The 14667-nt window shown below is 71.7% G+C and carries 10 protein-coding genes; 7 read left to right on the top strand and 3 right to left on the bottom strand.

From position 1 onward, the window contains the following. Positions 1-14: 14 nt before the first annotated feature. The 5 genes from ACIO92_RS12680 (at position 15) to cseC (ending at position 4944) form a co-directional block, all read left to right on the top strand. Positions 15-974: an A/G-specific adenine glycosylase gene (locus ACIO92_RS12680; protein ID WP_402054492.1), complete on the top strand. Its 960-nt coding sequence runs from the start codon at positions 15-17 to the stop codon at positions 972-974. A gap of 454 nt (positions 975-1428) precedes the next feature. Then, positions 1429-2001, top strand: coding sequence for a SigE family RNA polymerase sigma factor (locus ACIO92_RS12675; RefSeq protein ID WP_351785718.1), 573 nt, complete (start codon positions 1429-1431; stop codon positions 1999-2001). Beyond that, positions 1989-2819, top strand: a complete 831-nt coding sequence (locus tag ACIO92_RS12670) for a hypothetical protein (RefSeq protein WP_401234914.1) — start codon at positions 1989-1991, stop codon at positions 2817-2819. The genes ACIO92_RS12675 and ACIO92_RS12670 overlap by 13 nt, the downstream gene beginning before the upstream one ends. Before the next feature lie 91 nt (positions 2820-2910). Then, on the top strand, positions 2911-3612 hold the full coding sequence (gene cseB / locus ACIO92_RS12665) for a two-component system response regulator CseB (protein ID WP_366442107.1): 702 nt from the start codon (positions 2911-2913) through the stop codon (positions 3610-3612). A gap of 15 nt (positions 3613-3627) precedes the next feature. Next, positions 3628-4944 (top strand): two-component system sensor histidine kinase CseC, encoded by a 1317-nt coding sequence (gene cseC, locus ACIO92_RS12660; protein WP_366442106.1) that lies wholly within the window; start codon positions 3628-3630, stop codon positions 4942-4944. A gap of 226 nt (positions 4945-5170) precedes the next feature. On the opposite strand, the gene ACIO92_RS12655 is transcribed toward cseC, so the two are convergent. Then, positions 5171-6751, bottom strand: a complete 1581-nt coding sequence (locus ACIO92_RS12655) for an MDR family MFS transporter (RefSeq protein ID WP_366442105.1) — start codon at positions 6749-6751, stop codon at positions 5171-5173. Between the two features lie 101 nt (positions 6752-6852). Here ACIO92_RS12655 and ACIO92_RS12650 point away from each other — a divergent pair, with 101 nt between their 5' ends. Beyond that, the gene (locus ACIO92_RS12650; RefSeq protein WP_366442104.1) at positions 6853-7410 is read left to right on the top strand and encodes a helix-turn-helix domain-containing protein; all 558 of its coding nucleotides are present in this window, start codon (positions 6853-6855) and stop codon (positions 7408-7410) included. Between the two features lie 101 nt (positions 7411-7511). Here the strand turns inward: ACIO92_RS12650 and ACIO92_RS12645 are convergent, their stop codons facing one another. Then, a complete protein-coding gene (locus ACIO92_RS12645; protein WP_366442103.1) occupies positions 7512-8183 on the bottom strand; it encodes a M23 family metallopeptidase in 672 nt (223 codons plus the stop codon). Between the two features lie 544 nt (positions 8184-8727). On the opposite strand from ACIO92_RS12645, the gene ACIO92_RS12640 reads away from it, so the two are divergent. Beyond that, the gene (locus ACIO92_RS12640; protein WP_402279851.1) at positions 8728-11814 is read left to right on the top strand and encodes an NACHT domain-containing protein; all 3087 of its coding nucleotides are present in this window, start codon (positions 8728-8730) and stop codon (positions 11812-11814) included. 76 nt (positions 11815-11890) lie between these two features. On the opposite strand, the gene ACIO92_RS12635 is transcribed toward ACIO92_RS12640, so the two are convergent. Continuing rightward, positions 11891-14413, bottom strand: coding sequence for an ATP-dependent Clp protease ATP-binding subunit (locus ACIO92_RS12635; protein ID WP_366442101.1), 2523 nt, complete (start codon positions 14411-14413; stop codon positions 11891-11893). Positions 14414-14667: the final 254 nt, after the last annotated feature.

Here is a 14667-nt window from a genome sequence, read left to right as displayed (position 1 = left end):
GGATCGGTGGTGCCATGACTTCCACCGAGACTCCCCCCGTCCCCGTCGCTCCCCCGGCCCGCGAAGCGCGCGCCGCAGGCGACCCCGCCGTCCCGACGCCCCCCGCGGAGCTGCACGGGCCCGTCCTCGCCTGGTTCGACCGGCACGCCCGCGACCTGCCCTGGCGGCGCCCCGAGGCCGGTGCCTGGGGCGTCATGGTGAGCGAGTTCATGCTCCAGCAGACACCCGTGGTCCGGGTGCTCCCGGTGTACGAGCAGTGGCTCGCGCGCTGGCCCCGCCCGGCCGATCTGGCGGCCGACGCCCCCGGTGAGGCGGTCCGCGCCTGGGGCAGGCTCGGTTATCCGCGCCGGGCCCTGCGGCTGCACGCGGCGGCCACGGCCATAACGGAGCGGCACGGCGGCGACGTGCCCAGCGACCACGGGCACCTGCTCGCGCTGCCCGGCGTCGGCGAGTACACGGCCGCGGCGGTGGCCTCCTTCGCGTACGGGCAGCGGCACGCGGTCCTGGACACCAATGTGCGCCGGGTCTTCGCGCGGGCGGCGACCGGTGTGCGGTACCCGCCGAACGCGACCACGGCCGCCGAGCGACGGCTGGCCCGCGCGCTGCTCCCGGCGGACGAGGCCACGGCCGCCCGCTGGGCCGCCGCCTCGATGGAACTGGGCGCCCTGGTGTGCACCGCGAAGAACGAGGAGTGCGGGCGCTGCCCGATCTCCGGGCGGTGTGCCTGGCTGCTGGCGGGGAAGCCCGAGCACGAGGGGCCGCCGCGGCGCGGCCAGACGTACGCGGGGACCGACCGGCAGGTCAGGGGACGGCTCCTCGCGGTGCTGCGGGAGTCGCGGGAGCCGGTGGCGCAGGCGGCCCTGGACGCGGTCTGGGACGAGCCGGTGCAGCGGGCCAGGGCCCTGGACGGTCTGGTCGCGGACGGTCTGGTCGAGCCGCTGTCCGGAAGCCGCTACCGGCTGCCGATGGCCTGAGCCGGTGGGGCGGTGGCCCGTGGGTGGGGCGGTGACCCCGGTTGCCCGTGGGGGGCTGTGACCCGCCCGCCCGTGGTGGGGGCGGTGACCCCGCCACCGGCGCCCGGCGGGCCACGTCCCGCAGTGGGGTCCGTGATCCGTGAGGGGTCGCGGATCCTGGTTCCCGGTGGCCCCGGCCCGTAGGAATCGGGGGCCTGAGCCCGTAGCCGTCGGGGGTCTCGGACGTCGTATCGGAAGGCCCGTGGAGCAGGTCCCGAGACCCGTCCCACGGGCCTCCCGCGTCCCTGGGACACCTCCCCTCCCGGCCGAAACCCCGCCCCGATCGTCGTTACACAACCGATGGACAGCCGTGCGTCCATCGACGGCTGCCACGCACAGCCCCGTGACACGCGCTCCGTAGCGTCGTCCACGACAGCAGGAACGAAGCAGGTCACGGGGTTCGGAGGCGGTTCGGATGAGGCATGGCGAGGTGCTCGATTTCGAGGAGTACGTCCGCACGCGGCAGGACGCGCTGCTGCGCAGTGCCCGTCGTCTCGTCGCGGACCCCGTCGACGCCCAGGACCTGCTCCAGACCGCCCTCGCCCGGACGTACGGCCGCTGGGACGGCATCGCCGACAAGTCCCTGGCCGACGCCTACCTCCGCCGGGTCATGATCAACACACGGACCGAGTGGTGGCGCTCCCGCAAGCTCGAAGAGGTGCCCACCGAGCAGCTCCCCGACGCCTGTGTCGACGACCCGACCGAGCAGCACGCCGACCGCGCCCTGCTCATGGACGTCCTGAAGGTCCTCGCCCCGAAGCAGCGCAGCGTCGTCGTCCTGCGGCACTGGGAACAGATGAGTACCGAGGAGACGGCCGCGGCGCTCGGCATGTCGACCGGTACGGTGAAGTCCACGCTCCACCGCGCGCTCGCCCGGCTCCGTCAGGAGCTGGAGAGCCGTGACCTCGACGCCCGTGCCCTGGGGCGGACCGGGGAGCGGACGACCGTACGAGGCGACGAGCGGGGGCGGGAGCGGTGCGCGGCCTAGACGGCGGAGCCGACGGCAGAGGACAAAGGGGCGGCACCGATGACGGTGACCGCCCCGGCGGCGATGTCCGCGCGGACCGCGCCGGGAACGGTCCGCGCCCGGCCGTCGCCCCCGGCGGGTCCGGCCGCGGCCGGACCCGTCCCGGCCGGTACCGTCCCGGCCGACGCGGGCTTCCCTCGGCCAAGGCGGCGGGCATCACGGCGACGGCCGGGCTCGTCGCCGTCGGTCTGTCCCTCGCGGCCTGCTCGACCGGCGGCACCGGCTCGCGCGACGAGGGCGCGGCCCGCACCGGCGAGGTCGCCGCGGCGGCGCCGACGCCCCCGCCCTCCGCGACCGCCGGTGCCGAGACCGCCGTGCGGGTGGACCCGATCGCGCTCCTCAAGGACGACCCGAAGATCGGCAAGCGGCTCAAGGCGGATCTGAAGCCGTGCGTCGCGGACGCCTACCCGGTGGACACCTCCTACGGCAACCTCACCAACTCGGCCGCGCCCGATGTCGTCGTCAACGTGATGACCTGCGGAGACGCCGTCGGCATCGGCACCTACGTCTACCGGAAGCAGAGCGACCGGTACGAGAACGTGTTCACGGCGGAGGACGCGGCGGTCTACGGCACCATCGACCGGGGCGAGCTCGTCGTCACCAAGCAGGTGTACGCGAAGGGCGACCCGGTCGCGTACCCCTCGGGCGAGGACGTCATCACGTACCGCTGGGCGGGGAACAGGTTCACCCAGCACGACTGGGTGCACAACGACTACAGCCGGGCGGTCGGCGACTCGGGCGTCGAGGAGCCCGCGCCCGCCGTGAGCCCGCCGACCTGAGCCGTACCCCTGCTCCTGTCCGTCCCCCTCCGCCCTGCCCGCCCCTCCCGTCCCGGCCGCCCCGGAACCGCAGACCCGAAGGACCCGCACGATGGCCGAAACCCATGTCCTGTTCGTCGAGGACGACGACGTCATCCGTGAGGCCACCCAGCTCGCCCTGGAGCGGGACGGCTTCCGGGTCACCGCCATGCCCGACGGGCTCTCCGGGCTCGACGCCTTCCGCGCCCAGCGGCCGGACATCGCCCTGCTCGACGTGATGCTGCCGGGCATGGACGGCGTCAGCCTCTGCCGCCGCATCCGCGACGAGTCGACCGTGCCGGTGATCATGCTGTCGGCGCGCGCCGACTCGATCGACGTCGTCCTCGGCCTTGAGGCGGGCGCCGACGACTACGTCACCAAGCCCTTCGACGGCTCCGTCCTGATGGCCCGCATCCGGGCCGTGCTGCGCCGCTTCGGCCACGCGGGACTCGGCGCGGGCGAGCGCGCGGAGGGCGGCACCGACGGCGGCGGGCTGCTCGTCTTCGGCGATCTGGAGGTCGACACCGAGGGCATGGAGGTCCGCAGGGGCGGGGTGCCCGTCGGGCTGACCCCGACCGAGATGCGGCTGCTCCTGGAGTTCTCGACCGCGCCCGGCACCGTACTGTCCCGGGACAAGCTCCTGGAGCGGGTCTGGGACTACGGCTGGGGCGGCGACACCCGGGTCGTCGACGTCCATGTGCAGCGGCTGCGGGCCAAGATCGGCCAGGACAGGATCGAGACGGTCCGCGGCTTCGGCTACAAGCTCAAGAGCTAGGACGGGCCCGCACCGGTGAAGCTGCTCCCCCTCCGTACCGGGGTCCGCTGGAAGATCGCCGTCGCCATCGCGGCGGTCGGCGCGCTCATCGCGGTCACCCTGAGCGTGGTCGTCCACAACGCCGCCCGCATCTCGATGCTCGACAACGCGCGCGAGGTGCAGATGGAGCGGCTGCTCTTCGCCCAGCGCATGTACGAGACCTCCAAGCCCAAGGAACCGCGCTTCGGCACCAAGCTCAACGACCCCGCGCTGCCGCCCCAGCTGGACCAGCTGATGCGGGACAAGCGGCGCGGCACCTACGTGCAGGAGCACCGGCACGGCGGGCCGCCGGACGTGTGGGCCGCCGTGCCCCTCGCCAACGGGGACGTGCTCTCCCTGCACATCCCGTTCGCCGACCGCAGCGCGACCGTCATGAACGACCTCGACCGGGCCCTGGTCATCGGCTCGGTCTCGGTGGTCTTCGGCGGCTGCGCGCTCGGTGTGCTCATCGGCGGCCAGCTGTCCCGGCGGCTGAGGAAGGCGGCCGTCGCCGCCGGGCGGGTCGCCCAGGGCAACACCGACGTCCGCGTCCGGGAGGCCGTCGGCGGGGTCGTACGGGACGAGACCGACGACCTCGCGTGGGCGGTGGACGCCCTGACCGACGCCCTCAACGAGCGGATCGAGGCGGAACGGCGGGTCACCGCCGACATCGCGCACGAGCTGCGCACCCCCGTCACCGGGCTGCTCACCGCCGCCGAGCTGCTGCCGCCGGGGCGCCCCACCGAGCTGGTGCGGGACCGGGCACAGGCGATGCGGACCCTGGTCGAGGACGTCCTGGAGGTGGCCCGGCTGGACAGCGCGTCGGAGCGCGCGGAGCTCCAGGAGATCGCGCTGGGCGAGTTCGTGGAGCGGCGGGTACGGGCCCTGGACCCCGAGGTGCTCGTCCGGGTCGTCCACGAGTCCTGGGTGAACACCGACCCCCGGCGGCTCGAACGCGTCCTCGGGAACCTCCTCTCCAACGCGGCCAAGCACGGCGGGACGCCGGTGGAGGTGACCGTCGAGGGGCGGGTCGTCCGGGTCCGCGACCACGGCCCCGGCTTCCCCGAGGCGCTCCTGAAGGAGGGCCCGAGCCGTTTCCGTACCGGGACGAGCGACCGGGCGGGGCAGGGCCACGGGCTCGGGCTGACCATCGCGGCGGGCCAGGCACGGGTCCTCGGCGCCCGGCTCACCTTCCGCAACGTGGCGTCGGAGTCGGCGCCGAACGGGGTGGGCGGGGCCATCGCGGTCCTGTGGCTGCCGGACCACGCGCCGACGAACACGGGCAGTTTCCCGATCCTGCGCCCGCAGGACTGAGGACCGGGTACCGCGCGGGGTCACCTTTTCCCCCACCGCGCCGGGCTCCTTCCCGTACGGGCGCTGAGTGCCTTCCGGTCCCGTGCGGGCGCCGAGCGCTCTCCCGTCCCGTAGCGCCGAGCGCTCTCCCGTACGGCTGCCGACCCCCCGCGTACGGCGGAAGGGGCCGGTCCCTCCTACGGGACCGGCCCCTTCACGGGTGTACGAGCGGGTGCGGGACGGAGCGTCAGACCGTCTCGGCGACCTTCGCCGTGCCGTCGCCCTCCGCGGTCTTCGGGCCCGGCGCCGGGCCCGCGCCGCGGAGCGCCACCTCCTTGACGAAGAGGGCGAGGACGAAGGCGAGGACGGAGACCGCCGCCGCGAGCAGGAAGGCGCCGTGCGTGCCGGAGGCGACCGCGTGCTGGTAGGCCTCGCGGAGCGCCGCCGGGAGCTTGGCGAGGCTGGCCGCGTCGAGCTGCGCGGTCCGCTCGGTCAGTCCGGAGCCGCCGTTCGCCGTCATCTCGTCCTGGACGCGGCTGGTGAAGAGCGCGCCCATGATCGCGACGCCGAAGGAGGAGCCGAGCGTCCGGAAGAGGGTGGTGGAGGAGGAGGCGACGCCCATGTCCCTCATCTCCACGCTGTTCTGGGCGACCAGCATGGTGATCTGCATGAGGAAGCCCATGCCCGCGCCGAGGACCGCCATGTGGACGCCGGAGACCAGGCGCGAGGTGTCGGTGTCCATGGTGGAGAGCAGGAACAGGCCGACGGTCATGAGCACGCCGCCGAGTATCGGGAAGATCTTGTACTTGCCGGTGCTGGTGGTGAGGCGGCCGACCACCAGCGAGACGACCATCATCGACAGCAGCATCGGCAGGAGCAGCAGCCCGGAGTTGGTCGCCGAGGCGCCCTGGACGGACTGCTGGAAGATCGGCAGGTAGAGGACCGCGCCGAACATGACGAAGCCGGTGATGAAGCCGATCAGGGACATCAGGGTGAAGTTGCGGCTGCGGAAGATGTGCAGCGGCATGATCGGGTCGCTCGCCCGGGTCTCCACCAGGAGGAAGGCGGCGAGCGCCGCGGCGCCGCCGACCCCGAGGCCGACGATGGTGGCCGAGCCCCAGGCGTACTCGGTGCCGCCCCAGGTGGTGACGAGGACGATCGCGGTGATGCCGACGGTGAGCAGCGCGGCGCCGAGGAAGTCGATGCGGGTGCCCGCGGCGCGCTGCTTCTTCGGCAGGTGCAGGACGGCGGTGACCATCGCGAGGGCGACGGCGCCGAGCGGCAGGTTGATGTAGAAGGACCAGCGCCAGCCCCAGTGGTCGGTGATGGTGCCGCCGACGAGGGGGCCGCCGATCATGGCGAGGGCCATGACGCCGGCCATCATGCCCTGGTACTTGCCGCGCTCGCGGGGCGGGACGAGGTCGCCGATGATGGCCATGACGCCGACCATGAGGCCGCCCGCGCCGAGGCCCTGGACCGTCCGGAAGCCGATGAGCTGGCCCATGTCCTGGGCCATGCCGCTGAGGGCCGAACCGATCAGGAAGATCACGATCGAGGTGAGGAAGACGCCCTTGCGGCCGAACATGTCGCCGACCTTGCCCCAGAGGGGGGTGGAGGCGGCGGTGGCCAGGGTGTAGGCGGTGACGACCCAGGAGAGGTGTTCGAGGCCGCCGAGTTCGCCGACGATCGTCGGCATCGCGGTGCCGATGATCATGTTGTCCAGCATCGCGAGGAGCATCGCGATCATGAGGGCGAGGAGGACGACCCGGACGCTGCGTGGCTGCCCCGTCTCCCCCTGCGCCGGTACCGCTGCTGCTTGCGTCGTCATGTCGTTCCCTTACTTGCCGCCCGGCTAGTTACTACACTGGGGAAAGTAGACCCGGAACTAGCCGGTCGTCAAGTAAGTTCTTTGGAAAGTGGAGGCCACCCATGGCCCGAGGCAACACCCGCCAGCGCATCCAGGACGTGGCCCTCGACCTGTTCGCCGAGCAGGGCTACGAGAAGACCTCGCTGCGTGAGATCGCGGAACGCCTCGACGTCACCAAAGCCGCGCTCTACTACCACTTCAAGACGAAGGAAGACATCCTCGTCGGCATCTTCGAGGACCTGACCCGGCCCATGGACGAGCTGATCGCCTGGGCCCAGGAGCAGCCCGCCACCCTGGAGACCCGCCGGGAGATGCTGCGCCGCTACCAGACGGCCCTGCGCACCGCCGCCCCGCTCTACCGCTTCATGCAGGAGAACCAGGCCACGGTCCGCGAGCTGTCCGTCGGCCTCACCTTCAAGGAGCGCATGATCACCCTGGTCGGCCTGACCCAGGAGCCGGACTTCGCGGTGGTCGACAAGGTCCGCTGCGTCAGCGCGGTCTTCACCCTGCACGCGGGCACCTTCTTCATGCAGAACGTCGAGGGCGACACCGAGGAGAAGCACGAAGCCACCCTCGAGGTCGCCCTCGATCTGCTGGAAGCGGCCCACCGGGCCGACTGACCGCACCTCGCGGTGGGCCGGATGCGCCGGATCAGACGCGCTGGACCAGATGTGCCGGACCAGATGCACTGGACCAGGCGCGCTGGATCAGATGTGCTGGATCAGATGGTGACGCCCTGGGCGCGCAGGAAGGCGCCCGGGTTCACGGCGGAGCCGTAGTTCGGGGTCGTACGGATCTCGAAGTGCAGGTGGGGGCCGGAGGAGTTGCCGGTGTTGCCCGAGAGGGCGATCTGCTGGCCGGCGGCGACCTTCTGGCCGATGTTCACCTTGACCTTCGACAGGTGGGCGTACTGCGAGTAGCGGCCGTCGGCGTGCTTGACGACGATCGCGTTGCCGTACGCGGGGCCGTCGCCGCCGCCGTTCGGACCGGCCTTCACGACGGTGCCCGCGCCCACGGCCTTGACCGGGGTGCCGACCGGGACGGCGAAGTCCTGGCCGGAGTGCTTGCTGGCCCACATGGCGCCGCCCTGGTTGTAGCCGGCGGTCAGCGTGTAGGAGCTGACCGGCTTGACCCAGGCGGGGGCGGCCTTCGCGGCGGCCTGCTGGACGCCTATCGCCTTCGCGGTGGCGGCCTTCACCTGGGCGGCGACGTGCGCCTGGGTCTGGGCCTGGGCGGCGACCGCGGCGGACGCGGTGACCGTGACCGGGGCGACGGACTTGCCCTCGGCGGCGAAGGCGGACCCTGCTCCGGCCACCAGCGACGCCCCCAGGCCCGTGGCGGCGAGAGCGGCGACGGTGACACGGGCGGCGGGGTTCATGACGCGCTTCGACATACGGGGGAAAACCTCCGGGTGGGACGAACGGGGGGATGCGGAGCCCGAAGCGAACGTGCCGCACCGGGCTTGCTCCACCTTGGTAACCCGGACCCCCGCCCAACCCAAAACACCCCATCTACGACATTGCGTCGTAGCGATCTCCGATGGAGATCAACCCCGAACGCCCCCGAATCCACCCCCTCAAAAGGAACATAACGGCATAAGTCGACCGGTTTATCCGCATGTCAGAGGTGCCCGGACCCGCCGGGGAAACCGCCCCGCGCCCGTTTCGCGGGCCCCGGGACCAAAGTCCCGGGGCCCTCCTCCCGGGCGCCTCGAACCGGCACCGAAGGCCGCCACTATTCCGGCTAGTACCCCCGAAAACCCCTGTGCGCCTTGTCACCAGGCACCGGGCCCCGATGCGACCTGGGTCACGCGCCCGGCCCGCCGCGAAGGCGCCCGGAGGACGCCCGGAGGACGTACCGAAGGCGTCCCGCACTACGCTGACCGCCTCGGGGGCCCATGGGGGGACACATCCTCGGGGACCCACGGGGGGACACCTATGGAACCTGCGCTCATCGGCACTCGCCTGGCCTCGGCCGCGATCGGCCCGCTCCTGAAGAAACTGCTGGTCAGCGAGGGCCCCGGGGCGGGTCTCGTCGAACGGTCCGACGCCGTCCGGCTCTCCTCCCTGGTCTCCTTCCGCGGCGAGCACCGCACCCTCACCGAGAAGGACGTCCGCAAGCTCGCCGGGACCCTGGTCGAGCGGTCCCTGGGCGGGGACGGCGAGCGGCCCTTCCCCACCGACGAGGCCGAGGCGGTCACCGACGCCCTCGCGGCGACCCTCCTCGCCCTCGGCGACCTCGACATGGACGACGTCCAGGCCGTCCGCCTCGGCCACACCGCCATCGCCCGGCGACTGCGCGCCGCCGCCCCGGCCGCCGACGGCCTCTCCACGGACTCCGTCCACTACCTGGAGACCCTCGTCGAGTGGGCCTGTCTCCACGTCCTGGAGTTCTTCACCCGCCGGTCCACCTTCGTCGCCCGCAGCCTGGTGGAGCAGGCCCGGGGCCAGAGCGAGCTCATCGCCAAGGTCGACGAACTCGTCCGCCGGGCGCCGAGACCCGACACCCGGGACGCGGACTTCGAACGGCGCTACCTGGAACACCTCGCCAGGAAGCACGGCCGCCTCACCATCTACGGCATCGACCTGCACCACTCACCGGACGAGTGGCCCCTCGACATGGCGTACCTCTCCCTGGAGGCGACCGGCCGCGAGACCGCCCGGTCCGACGGGAACAGCCCGGCCGCACCCGGCCACGGCGTCCCCGCCGACCGCGCCCTCCACCGCCACCCCCGCGTCCTGCTGCGCGGTGTCGCGGGCTCCGGCAAGACCACCCTCGTCCAGTGGCTGGCGATCACCTCCGCCGGAGCCCCCGGAAGCACCGGACGGACAGGACCCGCGGGACAGGCAGGACATGCGGGACAGGCAGGAACGATGGGACAGGCGGGACAGGTGGGACAGGCAGGAACGACCGGGGCCGCCGTCCCCTTCGTCCTGCCCCTGCGCACCCTCACCCGCCACGACGGCCCGCTGCCCCCGGCGGACCGCTTCCTCTCCGCCGTCGGCTGTCCCCTCACCCCGCCCGACGGCTGGGCCGACCGGGTCCTGCGCGCGGGCCGTGGCGTCGTCCTGGTCGACGGCATCGACGAGGTCCCCGAACCCGAACGGGCCCGGACCCGCCGCTGGCTCCGCGACCTCGTCGACGCCTACGACGGCCCCAACCGCTGGCTCGTCACCTCACGCCCCTCGGCCGTCAAGGACGACTGGCTCGGCGCCGACGGCTTCACCGAACTCACCCTCTCCGAGATGTCCCGCGCCGAGGTCACCGCCTTCGTACGCCGCTGGCACACGGCCGCGGGACCCGATGCCACCCCGTACGAGCAGCCCCTCGTCGACGCCCTGCACGCCACCCCCGACCTCGCGAAGCTCGCCACCAACCCGCTGATGTGCGGACTGATCTGCGCCCTCCACCGCGACCGGCGCGGCTTCCTGCCCCGCGGCCGCAAGGCCCTCTACGACGCGGCCCTGTCCATGCTCCTGACCCGCCGCGACCGCGAGCGGGACATGGGAACCCCGTACGGGGTGGAACTCGGCGAGGCCCCGCAGATCCAGCTGATCCAGCGCCTCGCGTACTGGCTCACGCTCAACGGGCGCACGCAGATGGACCGCGACCACGCCCGTACGATCGTCTCCGAGGCCGTGCCCGCCGTCCCCGAGGCCGCGGCCCACGGCGACCCGCACCGCGTCTTCGACCATCTGCTGCACCGCAGCGGTCTCCTCCGCGAGCCCACGCCCGGCACCCTCGACTTCGTCCACCGCACCTTCCAGGACTACCTGGCCGCCAAACACCTGGTGGACCGCTGGGACATCGGCGTCCTGATCGGCCACGCCGCCGACGACCAGTGGGAGGACGTCGTCCGCATGGCGGTGGGCCACTCCCGGCCCCGCGAGTGCGCGGAGATCCTCCGGGAGCTGCTGGCCGCCGCCGACCGCGCCGAGGAGCCCGGCGCCCGGCTGCGGCTGCTCGTCGTCGCCGCGACCGCCCTCGACCACGCGACGGAGGTGTCCCCGGAGATCCGCGAGGAGCTGCTGGACCGTACGGCCCGGGTCATCCCGCCCCGTACGCCCGACGAGGCGCGCGCCCTGGCCACCGTCGGCCCCACCGTCCTCGGCCTGCTCGCCCCGCCCGCCGGGCTGGACGACGAGCAGGCGCTGATGTCCGTGATCACGGCCTCCCGGATCCCCGGCGACGCGGCGATCCCCTATCTGGCCCGCTTCACCGGGCACCCCTCACTGTCCGTCCGCTCCCAGCTGGTCTGGGCGTGGCCCCGCTTCGAGACCCGCGCCTACGCCGAGCGGATCGTCGCCCGGCTCGACCCGGTCGGCCTCGACTTCACGGTCCGGAGCGACGAGCACGCCGCCGAGCTGGAACGGCTCGGCCTGTGCCCGGCCCGCCTGGACATCGACGACACCGTCTCGCCCGCCGTGGTGACCGCGCTGCTGCGCCGCTGCGACCCCGTCCACCTCGCCCTCGCCTCCTACGACCCCGTATCCGATCTGAGGGGCCTGTCGTCCCTCACCCGGCTGGAGAGCCTCCGGCTCGAAACCCACAACAGGCCCTGGTCCCCCGATGTGCTCCCCACCTCGGCGCCCCTGAGCTCGCTCACCCTGGACACCTGGCCGGACGGCGGCTTCGGGGCCCTGGCGCACCTGGGGGCGCTCACCGATCTGAACCTGTGGCAGTCGCTCATCATCCGCGAGGAGGAGTGGCGGCAGCTCGCCGCGCTGCCCTTCCTGTCGTCCCTCTCGGTCGCCGAGGAGGACCTGGAAGAGCTGCCGGAGGACCTCGTCCTGCCGGGCGTCACGGGACTGCGGCTCGCCCTCAGCGACCCGTCCTCGCTCACCACCGTCGTCCGGGCGTTCCCCTCCCTGCGCACGCTCTCCCTGACCGGCCATTCCGTCGACCGGCTGGACGTCTCGGAACTGGCCGCCCTGGAGCGGCTGACGTCTCTGTGGAGCGACACCGTCCTGACCGGGACCGACCGGCTGTCCCCGGGGACCGGCGTGGAGATCGCCAGGGACTGACTCCCGCACACGGAAAGAGGGGCGGCCCCGGAACCGACAGGTTCCGGGGCCGCCCCTTCGCGTCAGGACGTGAGCCCTACGCTTCCTTCGACAGGTTCGGGCCCGTGCCGCCCGCGGCCTCGATCGGCGGGGCGTCCGGCAGGGCCGACTTCTCCTCGCCGCGGAAGGTGAAGGTGCGCTGCTCGCCCTCGCCCTCGGTGTCCACGACCACGATGTGACCGGCACGCAGCTCGCCGAAGAGGATCTTCTCCGACAGCGTGTCCTCGATCTCCCGCTGGATCGTCCGGCGGAGCGGACGGGCGCCCATCACGGGGTCGTAGCCCTTCTTGGCGAGCAGGTCCTTCGCGGACTGGGAGAGCTCGATGCCCATGTCCCGGTCCCTCAGGCGCTCGTCCACGCGGCCGATCATCAGGTCGACGATCTGGAGGATGTCGCTCTGGGTCAGCTGCGGGAAGACGATGACGTCGTCCACACGGTTGAGGAACTCCGGGCGGAAGTGCTGCTTCAGCTCGTCGCTGACCTTCGCCTTCATCCGCTCGTAGTTGGACTTCGTGTCGCCCTGGGCGGCGAAGCCCAGGTTGAAGCCCTTCGAGATGTCCCTGGTCCCGAGGTTGGTGGTCATGATGATGACCGTGTTCTTGAAGTCCACGACCCGGCCCTGGGAGTCGGTCAGACGACCGTCCTCCAGGATCTGGAGAAGGGAATTGAAGATATCGGGGTGGGCCTTCTCGACCTCGTCGAAGAGGACGACGGAGAACGGCTTGCGGCGCACCTTCTCGGTGAGCTGGCCGCCCTCTTCGTAGCCGACGTATCCGGGCGGCGAACCGAAGAGCCGGGACACGGTGTGCTTCTCGCTGAACTCCGACATGTCGAGGGAGATCATGGCGTCCTCGTCACCGAAGAGGAATTCGGCGAGCGCCTTCGAAAGCTCGGTCTTACCGACACCGGACGGACCGGCGAAGATGAACGAGCCACCGGGACGCTTCGGGTCCTTCAGACCGGCACGCGTACGGCGGATGGCCCGCGAGAGGCCGATGACGGCGTCCTTCTGCCCGATGACGCGCTTGTGCAGCTCGTCCTCCATGCGGAGCAGGCGGCTGGACTCCTCCTCGGTCAGCTTGAAGACCGGGATGCCGGTGGCGGTCGCCAGGACCTCGGCGATCAGATCGCCGTCGACCTCGGCGACGACGTCCATGTCGCCGGCCTTCCACTCCTTCTCCCGCTTGGCCTTCGCGGCGAGGAGCTGCTTCTCCTTGTCACGGAGCGAAGCGGCCTTCTCGAAGTCCTGCGAGTCGATCGCGGACTCCTTGTCCCGGCGGACACCGGCGATCTTCTCGTCGAACTCGCGGAGGTCCGGCGGCGCGGTCATCCGGCGGATGCGCATCCGGGAACCGGCCTCGTCGATCAGGTCGATCGCCTTGTCCGGGAGGAAGCGGTCCGAGATGTACCGGTCGGCCAGGGTCGCGGCCTGGACGAGGGCCTCGTCGGTGATGGAGACCCGGTGGTGGGCCTCGTACCGGTCGCGGAGACCCTTGAGGATCTCGATGGTGTGCGGCAGCGACGGCTCGGCGACCTGGATGGGCTGGAAGCGGCGCTCCAGGGCCGCGTCCTTCTCCAGGTACTTCCGGTACTCGTCGAGCGTGGTGGCGCCGATGGTCTGGAGCTCACCGCGGGCCAGCATCGGCTTGAGGATGCTGGCGGCGTCGATCGCGCCCTCGGCGGCACCCGCACCCACGAGGGTGTGGAGCTCGTCGATGAACAGGATGATGTCGCCGCGGGTACGGATCTCCTTGAGGACCTTCTTCAGGCGCTCCTCGAAGTCACCGCGGTAGCGGGAGCCGGCGACCAGGGCACCGAGGTCCAGGGTGTAGAGGTGCTTGTCCTTGAGGGTCTCGGGCACCTCGCCCTTGACGATGGCCTGCGCCAGGCCCTCGACGACGGCGGTCTTGCCGACGCCGGGCTCGCCGATGAGGACCGGGTTGTTCTTGGTGCGGCGGGACAGCACCTGCATGACCCGCTCGATCTCCTTCTCGCGCCCGATGACCGGGTCGAGCTTGGACTCGCGGGCCGCCTGGGTGAGGTTGCGGCCGAACTGGTCGAGGACCAGGGACGTCGAGGGGGTGCCCTCGGCAGGACCGCCGGCGGTGGCGGCTTCCTTGCCCTGGTAGCCGGAGAGCAGCTGGATGACCTGCTGCCGCACCCGGTTGAGGTCGGCGCCCAGCTTCACGAGGACCTGGGCGGCGACGCCCTCGCCCTCGCGGATCAGGCCGAGCAGGATGTGCTCGGTGCCGATGTAGTTGTGGCCGAGCTGGAGGGCCTCGCGGAGCGAGAGCTCCAGGACCTTCTTGGCACGAGGAGTGAAGGGGATGTGCCCGGACGGGGCCTGCTGCCCCTGCCCGATGATCTCCTCCACCTGCTGGCGGACCGCCTCGAGCGAAATCCCGAGGCTCTCCAGGGCCTTAGCGGCGACACCCTCACCCTCATGGATAAGGCCCAGAAGGATGTGCTCGGTGCCGATGTAGTTGTGGTTGAGCATCCGGGCTTCTTCCTGAGCCAGGACGACAACCCGCCGCGCGCGGTCGGTGAACCTCTCGAACATCGTTAATCGCTCCTCAGAGCGGTCAGTCAGTTAGGGGTCGATCCCCTCCCTGTCCTTCCGCAGCTTAGTCCCGCAAGCGGGGACCGCTCATTCCAACTGCCGACATCCGTCCGGATCACCCCTCTTCGCATGGGGAGACCTGCTGCCGAACAGCCGACAAATGCTCCAACCCGATGGTGCGAGATGATGTTCCCGCAGGCCAAGTAGTTACCCACACCATCAGTACGCCGATGGCGAACGTGAGACCCCGAAGC

It is taken from the genome of Streptomyces sp. NPDC087215 (assembly GCF_044744885.1).
Classification (GTDB): domain Bacteria; phylum Actinomycetota; class Actinomycetes; order Streptomycetales; family Streptomycetaceae; genus Streptomyces.
Note: the sequence above shows the minus strand (reverse complement) of the source record. Positions and strands in the feature narration are given on the sequence as shown.